Origin of the sequence: Paenarthrobacter sp. TE4293 (assembly GCF_050435325.1) — a bacterium.
GTDB lineage: Bacteria > Actinomycetota > Actinomycetes > Actinomycetales > Micrococcaceae > Arthrobacter > Arthrobacter nitroguajacolicus_C.
Map to the genome: position 1 here is coordinate 100,281 of NZ_JBNJRY010000005.1, position 19,870 is coordinate 120,150.

Here is a 19,870-nt window from a genome sequence, read left to right on the forward strand (position 1 = left end):
AAACTTAGCAATTAACTGGCGAAGGGTCTATCGTGTCAGCCGCGAGTCGTAGGCACTGAAGCCGGGACGGAGCGACACCTCCCGTGCACCGACCATGGCAATGTCCTCCCAGAGCACCAGGAACGATCCCCTGTGCCACCACCGCAGCAGTTGCGCGACCGGCCACGGTTGCGTGAGGCCTTGTCGCTCGTACCCCAGGAACGACGACGCCGTGCGGGGGCTCACCACGATACCCACCAACCTCGCCTGGCTCAGGAGCTGCCCGGGCGCGGCATCCACGGCGAAGCGGACGTCAGACACCTCGCCCAGCCGTTGTCCGTCACTGTCCGTCACATCGCACCCCATCATGTCAGTCAGGATCATGGCGGCCTCCCGGGATCCGCGCGATAACGTGGTTCCGCAACCACCGCTCCACCCACGAGGCATCCAGCGAGTCGGAGCGGACACCCAACGTCACCACGGTGTCCACGCCCGCCACCGAGCTCCACGGTATGCGGATCAACCTGCTCGACGGCGGCCTGCCGCCGAAGATGCGCGTTGCCAGTACCGGCCCCGTCAGCAACGCCGTGATGTGCGGCGCCTCGGTTCCCTCCGGGATGGCCTCACCGGGTTCGGGCCCGCTCAACTCGACATCGTCCACCGTGGTGACGGGGACGCCGTCGACGTCCAGCATCTGGCGGTCCAACAGGTGCAATTGCGCATCGAGTACCAAGCCGGCTGGTCGCGGTGCGGGCCTGATCCCAGGCGGTTGACGGCGTTTGCTCATGCTCCTGCTCCCGTCGCAATCATGAGGGGAATGGCCGCCAGTGATGCGACCAGGATGATGACCAGGTAGACCAGGCCGGCAATATTCACGGCACGGCCATTGACATGCTTGCCCATATATTGCGGATCGTTGGCCACGATGAGTATCGGAAGGTATGTCAGGGGAAGGGCTATCGCGGAGAACACCACCGAGTACTCGGTGACAAGGATGGGATCAACGCCGGTCGCCAGGACGGCAACACCGGCCAGCAGGACCACGATCATGGCCACGTGGAAGCGGGCCGCTTGGGCCGGCCGACGGAACTTGCCCCATGACCACCCGAAAAACTGCGCCAGGGTGTAACCACTGGAAAGAGTGGTCTCCAACGCGGCCCCAAAAGTCGCTGCCACCACACCGAGGATCAGGACAGCCAGTGCCAGCTGGCCGCCGGCTTGGGCCACGGGCAGCGCCACCTGGGACAACGTGGTGACGCTGATCCCGGCCGGCAGAAGCACGACGGCGGAGCACGCGGCGATAGCGATGGACAGGAACCCGCCCAGCGGAAAACCCAGGAGGACGTTGATGCGGGATTGGATCAGGTCTTTGACCTTCCACCGCTCCTCCACGGCGCCGGAGGAAAAGAAGAACACCTCATACGGCGTCATGGCAGCTCCGAACAGGGCTATGGCGTAGTACCAATAGACTCCGGGGCCCTCCTCACCGGGTATGGAGGGAGTGAAGGCCTGGCCGGCCAAGGCGCCCCAATCCGGTTTGAGAAGGAAAAGCGCCACCGCGAAGACCACCAGGGACAAGCCCACAAGCCCCGTGACGTTCTCCATGATGCTGAATTTCACCCGCCAAATCACCAGCCACACTGCCAGCAAGGCAAAAGGAACCCACAGCATGTAGGACACCCCGCTTGCCAGTTGGAGGGCCAGGGCGATGCCACCGATCTCCGCAGTGACCGTCATCAGGTTGATTAGGAACGACGCGCCAAGATTGGCCAATCCGGCCCGGGGTCCCATCCGCTCGCGAATGACCTCAAAGGTGGCCCGGCCCGACACGGCAGCCACCCTGCCGGACATGTTGGCGAAAAGGCAGATGCCGACGACTCCGACCACCACTACCCAGGCCAAAGACAACCCGAATCGCGAACCGACCACCGCATTGGTCACCAGATCCCCGATGTCGACAAAGCCCCCGATCGCTGTCAGGATGCCGAGTGCAACACCGAGGAGCCGTTTCACTGGATGCCGGCCTTGGTCATGAGGCTGTCCAGCTGTTCTGTCGCGGTCCGGAGCTCTGCCTGCACGGTGGCCAACCGGGCCTGTCCATCGCCGGGATCAGCGGAGGGAGCCGTCAGGGCGTCCCGGGCGTGCAGGAGTGCACGGGAGATGGTGGAGAAGGATGCGAGCATGTCGTTCCGCAGCGCGCGTTCCTCCTGGGTTGGTGCCGCGAAGCCGTGGACCTCCTTGGCAGCGGAGTCCACCTCCCCCAGCATGTCATCGGCAGCGGTGGATGCGGCGGCCGCCGTCGTGCTGTCAGCCATCCTGAGGTCAACCGCGAGGCTGGCCGCGCGCACCGCGGAGGAAACGTCCTTGGCGGGGCCTTCCAGAGTGTCGGCGGACGAGGTGGGGGAACAGCCCGTCAGCAAACCCGCTATGACTGCCAAGGATGCCAGGAGAACTGCCAGGCACCCCGCGGATCTGCTCATGACGGCTGCGGAACCTCGCAACCGCCTTGAGGGTCCAGGCCGGTGTAATTCAGCGGGCCGGCAACAATATTCAAGGCTATGGTGGCGAACTGCGAGCATTGTGCGGGCGGAGCACTGAAGTAGCCTCGCTGGCCGGCGGCAATTGCGCCAATTACGAGCCAAACAACCACGATCAGCCCGATGATTGAACCGATTCGCATTTCTTCCCCCATCGTGACGATTTTCGGGAATTAGTAGACGAACCGCTGATATGGCCCGCCACGAAGAGCGCGGCCGCGGGCCGGAAATCTCCTGCCCGCGGCCACACTGGTCCGATCAATCCGTGGGATTGGTTTCGGTCGTCAGGCCACGGTCGTCCGCGGCCTTTTCGTCCTTTTCTTCTGCCGGTCCAGGTGGGTTCGCTGACTCGCTGGGACCCGCATCGACGGCGTCGTCCGGGCTTCCGGACGACGCGTCACCTACGGGCACTTGCTCGCTGGAATCCGGCGTCCCGGGATCCCTGGGGATGGGATTTCCGGGGGTCGTAGTTCCATCGCGAACCTGCGCAAAACCGGCAACTTCACTTGGATCAGTTGTCATACGCGCGATCGGCCCCGCCCCAGGACCCAGCCCAGGAGGGCCAGGACAAGCAGGATAATTCCTACCCAGAGCAGGAAGCTCAGGGCTTGGTTAAATCCACCGACGAGGAGCAAAACAATCGCAATGATTCCGGCGATTATCAAGAGTGTGTTCATTGAGCTACGCATCCCTTCAACAAAGTTTGTCTATTCAGGAAGGCGTCCGCTGGTACCCCAATGAGGGGCGCCACCCATGCCAACGGGCACCGATCGAAGAAATAGTTCTCCATATCGCTTTAGTACCCCTCGGAAACGGGTTCAAACGGAACCAATACTCCAAAGAAGCACGTCCACAGCATCATGATAGGCGCGCTTTGTGTTGCGGCGAAGTATTTTCACAGGAAACTTAGTAGGCCTTGGCTGAGAATGCCCCGAGGGCCCTGCTGATCTCACGCGCAGTCCCCGCTGCGGCCTCGCCATATTCCTGATACTTGGCCGGGACGATCCTGCTTGAAGGGCCTGAGATGGAGATGGAACCGGCCGCCACACCCCCGGGTCCCAGCAGCGGCACGCCTATGGAGGTGATGCCTGTGCTGAGGCCCTGCTCATTGATGGAGTACCCACGCGCCCTGGTGTCCGCCACCATCTCGCGGAGTTTCGCAGGATCCACCACGGTTTGGGGCGTCAACGCTTCGAGCGGGCCTGCCAGATACTCATCGACAAAAGCCTCATCTGCCGCGGACAGATAGGCCATTCCCGTCGATGAGGCATGCATCGGCAGCCGTGAACCCAGCGGGAGGAAGGCCCTGAGGACGTGCGGGGTGTCGAGGCGTTCGATGATGAGCATGTACCCACGGTCCGGCACCGCCAGGTGAACCGTCTCCGTGGTGTCCAGCTGCAGGGCATTCAAGGGGCCCATGGCGGCATCGCGGATGGCGGATCCGCTGCTGCCACGACTTGCCACGGCGAAAGCGTGGTTGGTGAGTACCCATTTGCCGGCCTGGGCTTCGGACTGCGCCACCCAGCCCAATTCGGCCAGCGTCCGGAGCATACGGAGCACGGTCGCTTTGGGGACATCGACTTCGCGGCTGAGCTCAGACAATCCGGCGGGCTGGTTGTCCGAAACCGCTTCCAGCACCCTGATGGCCGTGACGACGCTTTGCGTGCTCATGCACCCTCCCGCTTGACCGACTACTTTCCGTGCCCTACATTACAGGCGACTTCCCAAAATGAACCGTTGGTTCATCTAGTGAACCGACAGCGCAAGTGCAGGTTTTGAAAGCACGAAAGGTGCACAGCATGCTCAAACCACTCCGCGGGATCACCGTGATCGACCTCAGCCGGGCCCTCGCCGGCCCCTATTGCACCGCCCTCCTGGCCGATATGGGTGCCAGGATCATCAAGGTCGAGAGCGTCAACGGCGGTGACACGGCCCGTCAATGGCCTCCATTTCAGGACGGCCACAGCCTCTACTTCGACTCCGTCAACCGCAACAAGGTCTCCGTGTGCCTGGACTTCTATTCGGACGAGGGACGCGACATCCTCTCCGGTTTGATCGCCGACGCCGACGTTCTGGTGGAAAACTTCAAGCCCGGCACCCTGGAGAAGATGGGTTTTACCGCGTCACGGCTCGACGAGCTCAACCCTGGCCTCGTGCTCGGATCCGTCACCGGTTTCGGCAACACCGGTCCCCTCAAGGACGACGCCGGACTGGACCAGGTCATCCAAGGCATGTCCGGGCTGATGTCCGTTACAGGGTCCGGGCCCGGTGAAACGTACCGCGTCGGCGTGCCGATCGTGGACATCACCTCCGGGATGGTGTGCGCGTTCGGGATAGTTTCGGCGCTTCTTGGTACCCGGAACGGTGAACGCCCCAGCCGGGTGTCCACCTCGCTGTTGGAGACAGCCTTGAACCTGTCCGCCTTCCAAGGGCAGAAGGCACTCAGCCTCGGAGAGGCACCGACTCCGCAGGGCAACAACCACCCTGTCATCGCCCCGTACGGAATGTTCGCCACGGCCACCGAATCCATCAACATTGCCGTGGGCAGCGACAAGCAATGGCGGGCCTTCTGTGGGCTGCTCGGCGTTCCCTCTGCCGTGGAGGATCCCCGTTTCATCACCGGCGCGGACCGCTCAGCCAACAGGGACCAACTGACGGAGCTCATTGAATCGGCCCTGACCACAAAGCCCGCGGCCGAATGGGTGGGGCTGATCAGCGGGGCAGGCATTCCCTGCGGTCCCATCTACGACTACGCGCAGGCACTGGCCTCCGAGCAGGTTGCCGCGCTGGGACTCGTCCAGCACCGCCGGCGTCGGGACGGATCAGACCTTCCCCTCCTGCGCGGACCGCTGAGCCTGGACGGCCAAGCCAGCGAAATCCTGGCTCCCCCACCCCTTCTCGGCGAGCACACTGCCCAGGTACTCATGGAGCGCGGAATGACGCACGACGACGTCACCCGGCTTGAGCGCGAGGGCCGCCTTGTTTGCGTCCCGGCGTCAAAGACCTCCGCGGTGGCAGGAGCGCGCTCATGAGTATCGTTTCCGAGGTGCGAACCGGCCGTATCTCCGTCGCAATCGTTGACGGCGTGGCGACCGTGGAGATCTGCAACCCAGCCCAACGCAACGCGCTCACCAAGGACATGTGCCTTGAAATCCAAAAGCTGATGCCGCGGTTGGACGCAGACCCGGACGTTGCCGTGGTGGTGTTGCGCGGTGCCGGCGGAACGTTCTGTGCAGGGGCCGCCATCAGCGAACTTGCTTCCGTGCTGGTGGATCCCCAAGAGGACGGCTCCTCCGTGGACCACCTCAGCGCCGCCGACGCCGCCGTCGGCTCACTTTCGAAGCCCACGGTGGCCTTGGTGGACGGCGCATGCATGGGCGGCGGCTGGCAGATTGCCTCGGCTTGCGACTTCATCATTGCCAACGAACGCGCAGTCATCGGATTGACCCCGGCCAAGATCGGCATCATCTACCCGCGCCCAGGCATCGAACGGCTGATCCGTTTGGTGGGTCATGCCAAGGCGAAGTACATCCTCCTCACCGGACAGACGTTCAGCGCCACTGAAGCCCGCGCGCTCGGCCTGGTGGCCGACGTCGTGCCTTCCGAATCTTTCGAGGAAAAGAGCGCAGCGCTGGTCAGTACGCTCCGGAGCCGTTCGCGGTTCTCCATGCATTCAATGAAACGGCTGATGGACCTCACAGATGCTTGCGGTTCCGGCGCAGCCGGCCTCGACCAGGAGTGGGCCAAGGCCTGGGCAGCCATGCCCGACAGCCCGGACATGGAGATTGGCATTAATGCCTTCCTCACCCGCCAACAGCCGCGGTTTACTTGGCGGCCTGTGGGCTGACTCACGCCGGACCACGGCACAAGACGGCGCCTCCCTTCGTTGGAAAGGAAACGAGGGGAGGCCTCATGCTCATTGTTCTGACGGGAATTGACGGTTCAGGAAAAACGACGGCGGCCCGCGCCTTGGTTGAATCGGCCCTTGCTGACGGGCGGAACGCGCTGCTGCTCAGCAACCACGCTGCCCGGCGGCGGTTGTCGCTGTTGTCCGAGCGGTTTGGCTGGCATTTGCCACCGCGCCTGGCCGACATCATTGAAACCGGCGTCAGGTTGTTCAACGTGCTGATCAACCATGCGCGCGCCCACAAGTTCGACGGCCTGGTGATCATGGATCGCCACCTGCACTGCCAGCTCGCACTGCGTCAGGCCAATGGTTTAGGCCGCGGCCGGTTGCTTCCATGGCTGCTGGGAAAGCTCCCAGCGCCGGACCTCTCAGTCCATTTCGACGTCGACCCCCGCCTCGCCCATCAACGGGTCACGGCACGCGGGACCGACAACGAGACGTTGGCTGACCTGCAAGCCTTTCGCTCTGCATACCGATCGCTGCCCGAGTTTGACGACTTCGTGGTGGTGGACGCTGGCGGGAGTCCGCAGCAGGTGCTGGCCCAGCTGAACCGGGTGATCGCCGCCGCAAGCAAGGAACCAGCCGTCCCCTGCCCCTGAACCAGGCTTGACTTGCTCCCTGTCCCACAACAGGTAGGCTCGCCCCATGCCAAGTACGGCGTTCTTGGGGGGAAATTCATGAGTGCCAAAACCAGACGCAGTCTGCTGATCTTCGTGTTCGGATTCGGGACGTACGCCGTTCTTTTGTCGACGTTGGGTCCGCTCCCATCTTTGGCATTGGCTGGTGTTGTGGCCGCCCTCGCCGTTTTCGTTGACCGATGGATTCGGATGCGGAGGGGAACCCCTGTGACTCAATCACCCGATAACACCTCCAAGCCGGGTCAGAGCCACCCTTGAGTCAGTCCGCTGAACGCACGACGACGGACGTCGCCATCGCGGTCGCCGCTCGCCGGGGTGCTGGGTCGGTGACGCTGGCAGGAGCCGGAACCGAATTCCTCTTCTACGAAGCCATTGCCGGCGAAGTCCGCGAGGGCTATCGAGTCCCTCGGTCGCGTGAGTTCAACACGGCGAACAACAGGGGCGTCTCGGCCGAGACGCTCCAACGGCAGGAAATGGCCTTGGCCCGCTGGGCTTCGGGCAACGGCATCCCCAGCGCCGCCGCCATTGACCTTGTGGTGCAGGACGGCTTCCCGGTACTGGTTCTGGAGGTCGTCGACGACGACGGTTCCGAACTGGATTCTGCCGGGCTCGGGTCCGTTGTCGCCTCGATGCACGGGCTGCCAGTTCCAGACTTTCCTTTGGTTGCCCAAGCAGGAAGGTTTTGGGATGGCCGACTCGTTGACCGGCTGGAGGGACGATACGCGCGTCTTCGGATCCGCCATTCGCTCCCCAATCTGCCTCCCTCAGCAACTCTGCAGGCAACACTCGAACGTAGCTCCAGCGAGCCTTGCCTCACCCATATGGACCTTCGACGCCAAAACGTAAGGGTCCGCAACCGTCAGCCGCTTGCGATCTTCGACTGGAGCAACGCCCTCGCAGCACCTCCAGATCTGGAAATCGCACGGATCAGTGAGTACTCCGTCATCAGGGAAAATGGGATCGACTATACGGCCTTCCTGAACGGCTACTCCAAAGGTGGCGGGAGCATCGACGTCGGAAGCCTGTCCTGGCCCATCTACACTCTTGACGCTGCGGTGATGCTCGCGGGAGTCTTCGACACCGTTGCCCCGGATCCTGAAGTGCGCGAGCACTTTCTATCCCGCGCGCGGGCACTGGTGGATGAACTGTGAGCGGGACATCAACGCTGATTTCAGAGGCCCGGATCAGTCGCGGTTCGCAGAAGGTCATCGCAAGCGCGGTGGGCCTGCTCTGCTTCTTCATCATTGCAACGGCCATCCCCAGCGGTGTACTGCTGATCAGCGGAGGGCTGGTGGCGGTCATTGCGGTCCTGACAGTTGCGGTACTCCGAATAAGCGTGACTATTGAAGCCACAGAGCAGAGCCTGACTGTCAGATGCCGGCCGTTCTACTCCAAGACGATCCCGCTGGAGGACGTCGTTGATGCCTCCCCGGCGCCGTCCAGTTCAATGACCGAAGGCTTCGGCGTCCGGTACTTGGGCCGGCGAACGTGGGGGCTTCTGGTCGGCGGACCGGCCATCGTCCTGGAGACGCCCCAGCGCACGTGGCTGATCTCCACGCCGGACCCCGAGTCCACAGCCGCTTCCGTACTGGCCCACGCTGGCAAACTGAGGGACAGATAACGGCGGTGGTTTCCAGCCATCGTGTCAATAGGTTTGCTGTGAACATACCTGGAGAAAGCCAGCCCGACGAGCACCGCTGCTTTCAAAGTGGACGTGTAGTTAGGGCACCTTCACCGGGCAGTTTTGCGGGCGGGTCTTACGGGAATCCGAGTGGCCAGGGAGTTACGGGGATTCGACTGGGGGCTTCTCAGGAGTGAAGAGCGGCCGGTGGAGGACCGGCTAACGGGCGCAGCTTATTCGGTTGAGGTATCCATTGGCGCAGTCTCTGGCCGTGACGGTTTCCTCGTGGATAATCAGGGCATGCTTATCCGAGAAGCCAAGGACCGATTAGAGCAGATGCTCGCGGAGATAAAGTCAGGCGAACGCAGCGACACCTTAAACCCTGGAGCGGTGGTGAAGGTTAAACCCTGGAGCGGTGGTGAAGGCCTTCCAGTCGTTCGCGGCCATCCCGGCCAGCGACTGCGCTCCCGTAGACGAGGACGGCGACGGCGTTCTGGCCCAGTTCGGAACCTACGGGTTGCGTGGCACACAGGAATTCAGTGTGGACCTCTCCCGTCAGTTCATTGAGGCAGGCGACGACGGTTCGACTTGGCAGCTGTCTTGCACCCTTTACTGGGATCCAACACCCGATACCAGGGCACTTGGTAGCGGCAGCCTGTGGTCCTTCGACACTTCACTCGAAGACTTCTTCAGGAACACGGTCCTCCTTCCCGGATGGGAATGGGCGCTTGGCACAAGCCAGCGACCCAACTCACTGGACATTACGCTCGACCAGGTTTGAGAAGGCAGCTGTCCGTTGAAGGATCCCTTTGCGGGAAACGCCAGATGACCAGAAGTCTTGCTACGGTAACGGCATCATGAGCGTTTCAGAAAGACTCCAGCAAGCAGCCGATCGGCTCCTGTGTGGCGACGAGTCCATGCGTGCTGCACAGGTGTTGGAAGAAGTTCTTATCGAGGAGTATCTCGGCGACGGCCGGACGGAAGAGTTGCTGTAAGTTCTTTCGCTGTATTCGCCTGGAAGCGGTGTGCCATACGCCGAGGCATCAGACGTTCGTCCTCTGGTTCTTTCAACACTGGAAAGCCTGGCCTCAACGGGTTGATCACAGGCGGCCGTGATGGGCGCACGGTGAGGGATCCCTTACCGGACGCTGTGGCGAGATCGGCCAACGCTGGACTTTCAGCCTTGTTTGCCGCCTTTTCACAGCCGTGGGTAGTGGGTATGGCGCACCGCCGGGCCAATTAGGGGCAACTCCGTCCGCGCAGCCCGGCTCAATCTATACTTCAGAAACTATGTCCGCGCACCCCCTGGATCACACCATGAGCACGATAGACCTCTCGCAGACCCACACCATTCACCTCGGCGTGGACGAGACGCAGTTTGAACGCTTGACCCGCGATGCGTCCACGTGTCAAATGATGGTCTTTCAACTTGATCTGACAGGCATAGTAGGCCGAATAGCGCTGGCGGATTACCTCGCTCAGGAGTTCATGTACCCCTTCCCAACATGGGGACTGGACGCGGCAACATCGCTCATCTCGGACCTCGAATGGTTTGGAAACACCAACGGCTACGTCGTGATTGCCCGTGGACTCTCCGAGCCATCGGAAGTGGGCGAAACATTCGTCTCCCTCCTCCCGAACATCACCGAAAGATGGCAGACCCAGGGGACCCCGTTCATTGTCGCCATCGATGGTAAAGGTGACGGACTACGGTCGTCCTTGAAGGACGCCAATGATTACTTGGATGAATTCGCGAAGAACGGCGGTCCGGGATTCGTGGGGTACCAAGGCCCCATTCAAGTAGTGGTCCATGAGGACGTTTGACTCCTGAATCCAAAAGGTGCGCTGCGTCTCCTATGGCACCTTCGGCGTGGCTGGTGCGTTCGCCGACCTTGGAGCCCTTCCCCCAGCACCCCGACCGTAGAACGGTGCCCACCGGACGTTTCAAGCTCCGTCCGGTAAAGGATCCCTAACCGGGCGCTGCCTCACTGCGGCACAGCTGTCACGTGTGGCAAGGCTTCTGGGACGCGTTCAACCCAGTAAAGTGCGATTTCGCAGCCCCGCCCCATCGCCACTTAGAACATGTGCCAGACGTCCCGCATCAGCCACACAAGAAATGCGGTGATGGCAAAGGGAGGAATCAGGTAGAGCACCCAAAGTGCATTTCCACGCCGGTAACGCTTTGCCAAGATGACCCTTTCCGGAGCTGGCAACTGCACCCAGCCATTGAAGAGCATAAGTGCCGAGACAACGCATCACACGATGCAGTTAGAACCCCCGTAAGCTCTAGCTCTATTGTTTCCCCAAGAGTAATAGCTACACGTCGTCCTCGTGGCGGTTCTACGACGCAAGCCGAGGCCCGTTCAACACCCGCAATCCTAGACGGAGGTCTTAAGTGTCCGGTGAGGGATCCTTTACCGGGCGGTAATGCGTGAGCCTCTGCTACGCGGTTAGACTCAATTGACGCTTACGAAATGGGGAAACTGTGAGTATGTCATCTACGAAGGCACCGTTGACCACTGGCCGGATTAACGTGCTGGCCATTGTGGCCGTTGCTCTGGCCGGCCTCGCCTTTGCTGGAATTTGGTTCTTTGGCCTCGGCATACTTGCGACTTTCGCTGTGGGGGCTGGACACGTCTCGTTGAATCAGATCAACCGAAAAAACGAGAGGGGTCGCTCTATGGCGATAGCGGCCCTCGCGCTCGGCTACGGACTTGCCATCTGGGCCCTACTCAACGTGCTGACCTACATCCCTGTTGCAATACAACAGATGTCTAGCTAGATCGACTCCTCATTACGGCCCGCTGGAGGATCCCCTTGCGTGGCTGGTTCGTGCACCAAATAGCGCTGCGAAAGACCGCTATTTACGGCCGAAACCACATCCCTAAAGGATCTGCTGAACGACGCCGTGGCCGATATGCCTTCCATACCAAAGCTCGAAGAATTGCCCGTCCGTGGCATGTATGCGTGCTTCATCTGCCCAGAAGTCGACTCTGGCTCCCAGAACTTTTTCTCCTGGGCGGAGGGGGCCGGCGGTAGGCGTTTCGATTCTTGCTCCGAGTTGTGTTGTTCCGTTTTGGTCTTTGAACTCAAGTATCAGCGAGGGCGTCCCGGAAGGTAGCGGCTCTCTGAGACCCCCTTCAGTAGTGGGATTCAGGGATAGGTCCGCCAGAATGCAGTGTCCGTTACTCAAATGCCATCCAATCAACAGTAGATTCCCCCGTTACAGACCCGATGAAAGGCCGTCCTCAGGGAAGTTTGGTAAGAGAACCTTCGCCGTCGGGCCAGCGTGATTGGGATGCTTACCAAGTAACGAGAACCCAGTCGCCTGGGAGATCTCCATGACTGAGAGCGGACAGAGCAAAACTACGGGCTTCTTCCACGTCGGACCCTGTGTAGGACCACCAAGGCACCTCGAGGACCATGCCGTCACTTTGGTAGTCCCAGATATCCAATCCGAGAACCAGCCGACCTGAGTCGGCAAGAGCTTCAACAGCGGCTGAAGCTTGGGATATCGGCCAACTTACTTCGCCGTTCGGGTCGCACCGTGCTCCACGTTGGAGGTCTCCAATAAGGAACGAGAGGTCCGGAACGGTCATAGCTGGATCATAGGGCCCGTACCCCAACGGAGCCCTACTGGACCCTGTAAGCCGGACGCTTTGAGTGTCCGATCAGGGATGGTCAACCGCACCGCCTCCGGCGAGCGATCAAGGCTCAACGACGACCCAGTTGAATCTCTCTCGGAAGTCATCAAAGCACTTCGGGCAGACCCAAGTATATGAATCAGGGCTAGTTACCCAAGCTTCGTTGTACTCGGCGTGACCGGTACGGTCATCTGATATCTCCGTCGAGCAGAAAGCGCAGTGATCGTGGTCCCAGCCCGTTCGGTATGAAGTCCATGAGGTGAAGCGCATTCTGCGCCCAGCGAGGTATGGCTCCTGACCCATCAACCGCCAATCTTCGTCCACGACATAACGATACGGGCTCTTAGGTTGGCGGGCAGCATAACTACTCGAAAGTTGCACTGCGGCTCGCCCGTAAGCCGGTCGATCACCGTGCTGCCAAAGCCTGTCGCCCCGCTCCGCGCCGCTGCAGGCCTGGGCCATGTACGTAAGACCCGCACGATGAAATGCACGGTGACGGGGGGGATTACTGCAACCATGTCCCTTATGACTGGAATTAAGATCGGTTATGCACGGGTCTCGACGAACGACCAGGACCTCACTGCCCAACGCAAGGCCCTCGTTGCTTTGGGTGTGGAAGAGACCCAGATCTTCGTCGATCACGGACTCACGGGAGCGAATCGTGTGCGCTCAGGTCTCCGTGACGCTATGGCGGCCTGCCGGGCCGGCGATACGCTCGTGGTGACTAAGCTCGACCGGCTGGCGCGCTCTCTATCTGATGCCAGGGACATTGCCGATGAGCTGACGGGCTAAGGGGTTGTGCTTAGTCTCGGTGGAAGCACCCACGACCCAACTGACACGGTAGGCCATCTGGTGTTCAACGTCCTGGGAATGGTGGCCGAGTTTGAGGCGGATCTGATCCGGATGCGCACCCGCCAGGGCATGACGGAAGCAAAAGCCAAGGGGCGGCTAAAAGGGAAGCAGCCAAAGTTGCCCAAGACACAGCGGAAGCACCTTCTGACACTGCATGACGCCGGCGAGCATCCGCAGGCCGAGCTGTTCCGGGTGTCACGGACCACGGTGTACCGCGAGCTCCAAATGCGCATCATCTGAAGACCGACGCGGCGCCTACTGCTAGGAACGCGCCAAATAGCGCCGCAAAGGGACCGCCATTTAGCGCCGAAAGTCCCAGAGTTACGGGGATTTGCCTTGGAGCATCTCAGGAGTGAAGAGCGACCCGTGGAGGACCGGCTTCGAGCCAGCTGAGGGTCTGATCGGCAGACTACCGTGTCACACTTCGCTGGCTTTTAGGCCCGGCCCACCAGCAGGCTTCGGATACGTTGAGTGGATCAGCGCCCGACACCCTCGAGGAAGCATGTTTGAATGGATCATCATGGAAGCCGCGAATTTTCCGCTTGGCTCTGAATCCGATCTGCAGCACGCGATGGAACAGAATCTAGCTGAGCATGCCAGTCACTTGCACCATAACCGTCTCGGTGCCTCCGTTGCGAAAACAGCCGATCTCCTGATCGCCGATAGCGGCCTGGCCGACGACACCTTCAACATCGTCGCCGCAGCCCAATTCGCTCAGGACACAGCGCAAACCCGCACCGCGGAGACGGTCCGAACCCTGGCATCCACCGGCCGCCCGTTCTCCTGGTGGGTAGGCCCGGCCTCTACTCCTGGCAATCTTGCCGAATACCTCGAGAACGCCGGCCTCGAGGCGTCAGAGACAGAGACAGGCATGTGGAAGGACCTGCACGGCGACCTCCCTGAGACGCGAGTAGAAGACCTGACAATCCGTCAGGTGACCACCCCGGAACAGCTAGCCGATTACGCCGCGATCCTCGCTGCAAACTGGAGCCCGCCAGCAGCCACGGTCCAGCAGTTCTTTGCCGAGGCCGCAGACTCTGCCCTCGCCACCGATTGTCCCGCTCGCTACATGGTCGGGTACATAAACGGTCGCCCCGTCTGTTCGGCCGAAGTGTTCTTGCATTCGAGCGTCGCCGGGATTTACAACATTGCCACGCTCGCCTCCGACCGCCGACGAGGCTTCGGCGGCGCAATCACCGTGGCCGCGCTCGACACCGCGCGCGAAGCCGGATACGAAACCGCAGTATTGCAGGCCTCCGAGGACGGAGAACCCGTGTACCGCCGTCTCGGGTTTAAACCCTGTGGCCACTTCACGGAATACGTCATCAGTCCCTAACTCGGCTTGCCACCTCACGTCCCCTCATCGGCAGAAGAAACCCCTGTCCGTCACAGAGCCTATGGCTTCCGCAACGCATCAACGGGCTGAACGAGCTCGCTCCTGACTGGGATGACACAGCCGCTTGGGTGCCTGAAAGCGTGAGCCAATGAAACTTAGGGCTCGGCACTTCGTGTGATTGATCTGCCGAGGCCTAATCGATGAGTAAGGGGTCTGCGAGAGTGCCCCACCGGCATAGCGGACAAGTGGGACACTCATGCCCTAGCGCTATAGCAAACCCACGAGCGGCGAGTAGCCTTGGGACAATTAAGCCCATCAGTTTTCATTTAGAAGTAGGTCAAAAATATCTACCGTTCAAAGTGCACGCTAAATAATCGTTCTACAGAGAATCGGCTAGTTTTTACTGGTCAACAACCGCCAATGTAATACGCAAAGTTGAGGCCGCCCAAGTTCGGGTTCGCATAGAGGAGTGTCTCTCCAGGGGTCACGCACAGGTCGCGTTCGGCATAGTAGTACTGAACTCTGATCTTGACGTTACCTGGACCGCAGTGGTTATAGATCGCTTGTTCCCAGGGCGCTACGTTGCCGCCGATATTCGAAGTGACAACACCCTGAAAACCACACACGGCTGCAGATGCCGGCGCGGCGGTGACTACCAGCCCGGTGAGTACCAGCGCTGCCCCAGTCGTTATGGCGGCGGCAATGCGCTTGAAACCGTTGAACTTGCTCATGTGATCTGTCCTTTAGCAGAGACCGACGTAGTAGGCGCCAGTGATCCTGTCGCCTTGGTTCACGAATCCCAACCAGCTGTCACCTGGAGGCACGCATACGTAGCGATTGCCATCTGGGTGATTCAGTGACGATCTTTACGTTTGTGGGACCGCAGTGACCGTAGACAGACACGACTTTTTGGCCGCCAAAAGGGTCTAGGGTCTGACCCAGCAGGCTCAGACTAAGGATGGAATTGTAGGAGCGGACTTCTTGTGAGTAACCACACACCGAGACCCTCGCCTCTTCCGGTGCACTAGCAAGGCCCCGGCTATACCACCGGCAACGAGAAGCCCCGCGGACAGGATTCCAGCAATTTTTCTGGCTTTCATACAATTCTCCCCATATTGTTTACAAACCTATCAATTTACGTTTGATCAAGACGATAGAATCTATTCATGGATACTTCAAATACATCGCCGATAACTCGCCAGGGTCGCAGGCAGAAAGTCCTGGGGCTGGCGTTTTGCGTGTCGCTGGTAGGCCTAATCGCTTCCATCTTCCTTACCGGCCGGAACCCGCTTTTTCCCGGGATTTCAGGTCCACTACTGGCGCTGCTGTTCTTCCTGGCCGCAGCAGGCAGCGTCATCGGGCTAGCCGTTATCAGATTGCGGCGAACCGCGGAGGAGTCGCAGACAAGGGATAAGTGAGAAGCTTTCGCTCCTGCGGAAGTGACGCGCGGCTGTTGCGACGATGGTTGGAACCGCAGCCCTGACCGCCATTGGAGCGATGACTGCCCCAGTTCAGTGCCAGCCGTCTTAGTCCCTCGGGCGCATCAGCGGCGGGTTCAGTACCGCGCGGGTGGGTTGGCCCGCCGTCGGGCGCGCTTCGGGGGCGAGCCTGAAAAGCGCAGCCGGCCGCCCGGCGTCGCCCGCTGTCATTCGCCCGGTATCCTCGAGGAAGCCGGGTGTTCCGGTCGCTTTTCGGTGGAAGTTCCGCGGGTCCAGGCGGGTCCCCCATACGGCCTCGTAGACTGCGCGAAGCTGCGCGATAGTGAATTCGTCGCCACAGAAGGCAGCACCCAGCGGCGAGTATTCGAGCTTCGACTTGGCCCGCTCCAAAGCGTCGTCGAGGATACCCGAATGGTCGAAGGCCAACTCGAGCGTCCCACCAAGAACCTCCCGCACCGGATACCAGGCCGCCTGCTCAGCGTCGCTGCCGGCCGACAGCACAGGAAAGTCGGGCGCAAGCAGCAGGTGCGCGACGGTCAGGACGTCGCCGCGGGGGTCGCGCCCCTTCGGGCCATAACTTCCCAACTGCTCAAGGTGACCGGGCAAATGTTCGACGCCGGTCTCCTCCGCCAGTTCCCGGCCCGCCGCCTCAAGCAGGTCCTCACCCGCCAGCACGAAGCCGCCCGGGAGCGCCGGTTTTCCTTGATAGGGCTCGATGAGCCGGGTGATGAGCAGGACATTCAGCTCACCGTTGCGAACAGTGAGGGCGACGACGTCCACCGTCACCGGAAAGCGCTCGGGGGCGAAATGGGATGCGGGCATATATCAAGCATAGGAAGTTATCGTCGTGTTGACAATAAAGCCGAGTGCACCCTAGTGTGTAGTTATCGTCAAGTTGACGAGAAAATGACGAAAGCGAGAGCACCATGGCCATCATCAAGCGCTACCCCTGGCTCAGCCACTTCCTCGGCAGCCCCACCGGCTACGTCGTCCACCTTCAAAAGGGCGCCGTCAAACACCAAGGCGTGGGCCAAGCGTTCTTCTTCCGCCCCGCGAACTCCGTCCTGAGCGAGGTTCCCGTGGACGACCAGGAACTCCCCACCCTCTTCCACGCCATCACTCGCGACCACCAGGACGTCAGCGTGCAGGCCAACGTGACCTACCGCTTCATCGACCCCGTAGCCGTCTCCACCCGGCTCGACTTCGGACTGCAAACCGAGGGCAAGGCCCCGGCCACCGGACGTGAGCAGGTCTCCACGATCATCGGCCAGCTGTGCCAAAGCCACGCGATCGACCAGATCGCCACCACCACCCTCGCCGAGGCGCTCGAACGCGGCGTCAGCCAACTCCGACTGGTCCTCACGGAGGCCCTGCGGGCAGATGCCAGACTGCAATCTACGGGCATCGAAATCCTCGGCGTGCAGGTGTTGGCCGTCCGGCCCGAAGCCGACGTCGAACGCGCCCTGCAGACTCCGGTCCGGGAACAACTTCAAGCCGAAGCGGACCGGGCCGTGTACGAGAGGCGGGCAGTCGCCGTCGAACGTGAACGCACCATCTCCGAGAATGAGATGGCGAGCCAGATCGAGCTGGCCGTCCGCCGCGAGAACCTCGTGGCCCAGGAAGGCGCCAACGCCCGCCGCGCAGCCGAAGAGAAGGCCGCCGCAGGACTGATCGAAGCACAAGGATCCGCTGAACGTAAGGGAATTGGCGCAGCAGCCGAGGCTAACCAAATCCGCTTGGTTGGTGAAGCAGCCGCAGCCCGGGAAGCCGCCACTATGGAGGTCTACCGCAACATGGAGCAGGCCACGCTGCTGGCCCTGGCACTCAAGGATGCAGCCGGAAGTCTGCCAAACATCGGCAATCTCACCATCACTCCGGACCTGCTCAGCGGAGCATTGGCTGGCTTGCTCAAGGAACCCGCCATCACCGCAGACACCACCAAGTAAGGTCACATCATGGCAACCCCGCGCATCGTCATCGTCCACCGGCGGACCGAACTTCAGGAACTCCTGGACCGGCACGCCACCCGCGGCCAGGCCGAGTTCTTCCTCCACACCCGGGGCCGCGACATCCAGGACGTTCAGGACCGCCACGATCACCTCACCGCAGCACTGGCAACCATCCGGGCCGCCGTTCCGTCCGACTGGCGGCAGGCCGAAGTGGAACGCGCAGACCTTAGCCGGTTCCTGCTCACGGCAGAGGACATCATCGCGGTCGTGGGGCAGGACGGGTTGGTGGCGAACGTCGCCAAATACCTGAACGGGCAGCCGGTCATCGGCATCGACCCGGAACCCGGCGCCAACCCCGGCGTCCTGGTCCGCCACACGCCGGCGGCCGCCGCCGCACTCCTTCGAGCCGCCGACCCCGCCCGGCTGCACTGCCAGGACCTCACCACCGTGACGGCAACGCTCGACGACGGGCAGCAGCTTTCGGCGCTCAACGAAGTTTTCATCGGGCACGCCTCACACCAGTCGGCAAAGTACACCGTGACAGCGCCCAGTTTCACCCAGCCCGGCGGGCAAACCGAGCGGCAATCGTCGTCGGGCCTTATAGTTTCCACGGGCACTGGCGCCACCGGCTGGTGTGCCTCGATCGCCCTGGAACGCGGTGGTCGGGCACTCCCGGCGCCGACCGACCCGCGGCTCGCGTGGTTCGTCCGCGAAGCATGGCCCTCCCCCGTCACAGGCGCCTCACTGACCGAAGGCGTACTCGAAGCTGGCGAACTGCTGCGGATCACCGTGGCCTCCGATCAATTAGTGGTGTTCGGTGACGGCATGGAAAACGACCGGCTGACGGCCTCGTGGGGGCAAGAAATCACCGTTCATTTGGGGAAGCGGCCGCTGCGGCTGGTTGTTTGAACCTTCGGATTAGTCCACTCGGTGTAGTATTGGCGGTTGGCCCTCCTCCCATAGGCGCAGGCACTCCAGTCAGACTCAAACGAGGAGCCTCGTGAGCCACCCCGAGCAAACTGCACAGCACTCCGTCCCGTCCGGGACGCCATCGAACACGGCCGCCCGGGACGCTCTGTGGGGGTGGTTGATCGGACTCCTCGGCGGCGTTCTTGGCCTGACCCCTTGGTGGATCACCGGAGCCACGCTGCCTCTTCAAAATCTGTGGGCAACGCAGGTGATGCCAGCGCAGATGCCGACAACCCTCCTGCCCCTGAGCCAATACGAGGCGACCACCCTTCTGGCACTCCTGACCGTGGGAGGCGCTGCTGCCGGACTCGCAGTCCGCATTTGGTCACCCGTCCGACGTCGACTCGTCACTTGGTGCGCCGTGTCCGGAGTCCTGGCGGTTCACCTCACAGCCACTGTCCAGTCGTTCACGGTACTCAAGGAAGGGCTTTTGCCCGGCAGCCTGTCGGCACTCTACTTCGGCGGACTTCTGGCCGGCGTCATCGGTTGCATGCTTGCAGCGCTCGTCGCGCTATTGCTCATCAATTCACCTTCCACGGTCAAAGCAACCATCGACTTCGGACTCATGGCAATCCCACTCACTTCGTGGGCAGTGGTGTGGGTGGTGAACGTCGTGGGATTCCTCAACGTACCAACTGCTGTGCCCACTGTTGCACGATGGGTCCCTGCCGTTCTGGTGGGTTGCGCCTTGGCGTGGTGCGGACTCCGGCCCGCTCGCCGATCGGTTGCCTGGGTACTCAACCTCGTATTCCTGTGGCTGCTTCCGGCATTTTTCACCGCGGTCCAATCAGTCCTCGGAACACGCGTGCTTGCAGGAGATATCCCGGAGATGCTCGCCATGGGACGGGACGTGTTCGGGCGGGCCCTCGGTCCAGACGGAGCCGCATTGCCCACGATCTTGCTGGCACTCGTCATTGGCTTGGTGGGAGTCGGCGTCCAGGCGGTCGCTGCGCGGAGGAGTGCTCAACAACGCGTCTCCGTATAAGCGACCGGGCGAGA

Annotated in this window: 24 protein-coding genes and 1 pseudogene; 15 read left to right on the top strand and 10 right to left on the bottom strand. The window is 61.5% G+C overall.

Annotation, left to right across the window (positions count from 1 at the left end; genetic code table 11):
* Positions 1-27 precede the first annotated feature (27 nt).
* The 8 genes from QF015_RS11520 to QF015_RS11555 all read right to left on the bottom strand — a co-directional run bounded on the left by QF015_RS11520 (position 28) and on the right by QF015_RS11555 (position 4,187).
* Complete coding sequence (locus QF015_RS11520) at positions 28-363, bottom strand: PRC-barrel domain-containing protein (protein WP_429389127.1); 336 nt, start codon at positions 361-363, stop codon at positions 28-30.
* Positions 350-766: a hypothetical protein gene (locus tag QF015_RS11525; protein WP_310210375.1), complete on the bottom strand. Its 417-nt coding sequence runs from the start codon at positions 764-766 to the stop codon at positions 350-352. Before QF015_RS11525 ends, QF015_RS11520 begins: the two co-directional genes overlap by 14 nt.
* Positions 763-1,992, bottom strand: a complete 1,230-nt coding sequence (locus QF015_RS11530; protein WP_429389129.1) for an Nramp family divalent metal transporter — start codon at positions 1,990-1,992, stop codon at positions 763-765. The genes QF015_RS11525 and QF015_RS11530 overlap by 4 nt, the downstream gene beginning before the upstream one ends.
* Positions 1,989-2,459, bottom strand: coding sequence for a hypothetical protein (locus QF015_RS11535; RefSeq protein ID WP_429389131.1), 471 nt, complete (start codon positions 2,457-2,459; stop codon positions 1,989-1,991). Before QF015_RS11535 ends, QF015_RS11530 begins: the two co-directional genes overlap by 4 nt.
* On the bottom strand, positions 2,456-2,659 hold the full coding sequence (locus QF015_RS11540; RefSeq protein ID WP_026541994.1) for a hypothetical protein: 204 nt from the start codon (positions 2,657-2,659) through the stop codon (positions 2,456-2,458). The genes QF015_RS11535 and QF015_RS11540 overlap by 4 nt, the downstream gene beginning before the upstream one ends.
* A gap of 115 nt (positions 2,660-2,774) precedes the next feature.
* On the bottom strand, positions 2,775-3,038 hold the full coding sequence (locus tag QF015_RS11545; protein ID WP_310210387.1) for a hypothetical protein: 264 nt from the start codon (positions 3,036-3,038) through the stop codon (positions 2,775-2,777).
* Positions 3,035-3,193 carry a hypothetical protein gene (locus QF015_RS11550; RefSeq protein ID WP_310210392.1) on the bottom strand — a complete coding sequence of 53 codons (159 nt, stop codon included), beginning with the start codon at positions 3,191-3,193 and terminating at the stop codon, positions 3,035-3,037. Before QF015_RS11550 ends, QF015_RS11545 begins: the two co-directional genes overlap by 4 nt.
* 229 nt (positions 3,194-3,422) lie before the next feature.
* Positions 3,423-4,187 carry an IclR family transcriptional regulator gene (locus QF015_RS11555; protein ID WP_310210394.1) on the bottom strand — a complete coding sequence of 255 codons (765 nt, stop codon included), beginning with the start codon at positions 4,185-4,187 and terminating at the stop codon, positions 3,423-3,425.
* Positions 4,188-4,315: 128 nt separating this feature from the next.
* On the opposite strand from QF015_RS11555, the gene QF015_RS11560 reads away from it, so the two are divergent.
* From QF015_RS11560 to QF015_RS11610, 11 genes and pseudogenes are all read left to right on the top strand, one after another.
* Positions 4,316-5,548 (top strand): CaiB/BaiF CoA transferase family protein, encoded by a 1,233-nt coding sequence (locus QF015_RS11560; protein ID WP_429389134.1) that lies wholly within the window; start codon positions 4,316-4,318, stop codon positions 5,546-5,548.
* Complete coding sequence (locus QF015_RS11565) at positions 5,545-6,363, top strand: enoyl-CoA hydratase/isomerase family protein (RefSeq protein WP_429389136.1); 819 nt, start codon at positions 5,545-5,547, stop codon at positions 6,361-6,363. The genes QF015_RS11560 and QF015_RS11565 overlap by 4 nt, the downstream gene beginning before the upstream one ends.
* 65 nt (positions 6,364-6,428) lie before the next feature.
* Complete coding sequence (locus QF015_RS11570; RefSeq protein WP_429389138.1) at positions 6,429-7,022, top strand: dTMP kinase; 594 nt, start codon at positions 6,429-6,431, stop codon at positions 7,020-7,022.
* A gap of 293 nt (positions 7,023-7,315) precedes the next feature.
* Positions 7,316-8,212 carry a phosphotransferase gene (locus QF015_RS11575; protein WP_429389140.1) on the top strand — a complete coding sequence of 299 codons (897 nt, stop codon included), beginning with the start codon at positions 7,316-7,318 and terminating at the stop codon, positions 8,210-8,212.
* Positions 8,209-8,682 (top strand): hypothetical protein, encoded by a 474-nt coding sequence (locus tag QF015_RS11580; RefSeq protein WP_429389142.1) that lies wholly within the window; start codon positions 8,209-8,211, stop codon positions 8,680-8,682. Before QF015_RS11575 ends, QF015_RS11580 begins: the two co-directional genes overlap by 4 nt.
* 415 nt (positions 8,683-9,097) lie before the next feature.
* A complete protein-coding gene (locus tag QF015_RS11585; RefSeq protein WP_429389144.1) occupies positions 9,098-9,463 on the top strand; it encodes a hypothetical protein in 366 nt (121 codons plus the stop codon).
* A gap of 76 nt (positions 9,464-9,539) precedes the next feature.
* Positions 9,540-9,677, top strand: a complete 138-nt coding sequence (locus tag QF015_RS11590; RefSeq protein ID WP_429389146.1) for a hypothetical protein — start codon at positions 9,540-9,542, stop codon at positions 9,675-9,677.
* Between the two features lie 322 nt (positions 9,678-9,999).
* Positions 10,000-10,506 carry a hypothetical protein gene (locus QF015_RS11595; RefSeq protein WP_429389148.1) on the top strand — a complete coding sequence of 169 codons (507 nt, stop codon included), beginning with the start codon at positions 10,000-10,002 and terminating at the stop codon, positions 10,504-10,506.
* A gap of 667 nt (positions 10,507-11,173) precedes the next feature.
* Positions 11,174-11,464 (top strand): DUF4190 domain-containing protein, encoded by a 291-nt coding sequence (locus QF015_RS11600; RefSeq protein ID WP_429389150.1) that lies wholly within the window; start codon positions 11,174-11,176, stop codon positions 11,462-11,464.
* 1,387 nt (positions 11,465-12,851) lie between these two features.
* A pseudogene (locus QF015_RS11605) lies at positions 12,852-13,418 on the top strand (recombinase family protein).
* A gap of 262 nt (positions 13,419-13,680) precedes the next feature.
* A complete protein-coding gene (locus QF015_RS11610; protein WP_429389152.1) occupies positions 13,681-14,514 on the top strand; it encodes a GNAT family N-acetyltransferase in 834 nt (277 codons plus the stop codon).
* Positions 14,515-14,921: 407 nt separating this feature from the next.
* Here QF015_RS11610 and QF015_RS11615 read toward each other — a convergent pair whose 3' ends face one another.
* Positions 14,922-15,245, bottom strand: a complete 324-nt coding sequence (locus QF015_RS11615; protein ID WP_429389154.1) for a DUF6355 family natural product biosynthesis protein — start codon at positions 15,243-15,245, stop codon at positions 14,922-14,924.
* Between the two features lie 435 nt (positions 15,246-15,680).
* Here QF015_RS11615 and QF015_RS11620 point away from each other — a divergent pair, with 435 nt between their 5' ends.
* Positions 15,681-15,932 (top strand): hypothetical protein, encoded by a 252-nt coding sequence (locus QF015_RS11620; RefSeq protein ID WP_429389156.1) that lies wholly within the window; start codon positions 15,681-15,683, stop codon positions 15,930-15,932.
* A 108-nt stretch (positions 15,933-16,040) separates the two neighbouring features.
* Here the strand turns inward: QF015_RS11620 and QF015_RS11625 are convergent, their stop codons facing one another.
* Complete coding sequence (locus tag QF015_RS11625; RefSeq protein WP_429389157.1) at positions 16,041-16,775, bottom strand: NUDIX hydrolase; 735 nt, start codon at positions 16,773-16,775, stop codon at positions 16,041-16,043.
* A gap of 104 nt (positions 16,776-16,879) precedes the next feature.
* Between QF015_RS11625 and QF015_RS11630 the strand changes: the two genes are divergently transcribed.
* From QF015_RS11630 to QF015_RS11640, 3 genes are all read left to right on the top strand, one after another.
* Positions 16,880-17,899 carry an SPFH domain-containing protein gene (locus QF015_RS11630; protein ID WP_429389159.1) on the top strand — a complete coding sequence of 340 codons (1,020 nt, stop codon included), beginning with the start codon at positions 16,880-16,882 and terminating at the stop codon, positions 17,897-17,899.
* Between the two features lie 9 nt (positions 17,900-17,908).
* Positions 17,909-18,811: a hypothetical protein gene (locus QF015_RS11635; protein WP_429389161.1), complete on the top strand. Its 903-nt coding sequence runs from the start codon at positions 17,909-17,911 to the stop codon at positions 18,809-18,811.
* Positions 18,812-18,902: 91 nt separating this feature from the next.
* Positions 18,903-19,856, top strand: coding sequence for a hypothetical protein (locus tag QF015_RS11640; RefSeq protein ID WP_429389163.1), 954 nt, complete (start codon positions 18,903-18,905; stop codon positions 19,854-19,856).
* Positions 19,857-19,870 lie beyond the last annotated feature (14 nt).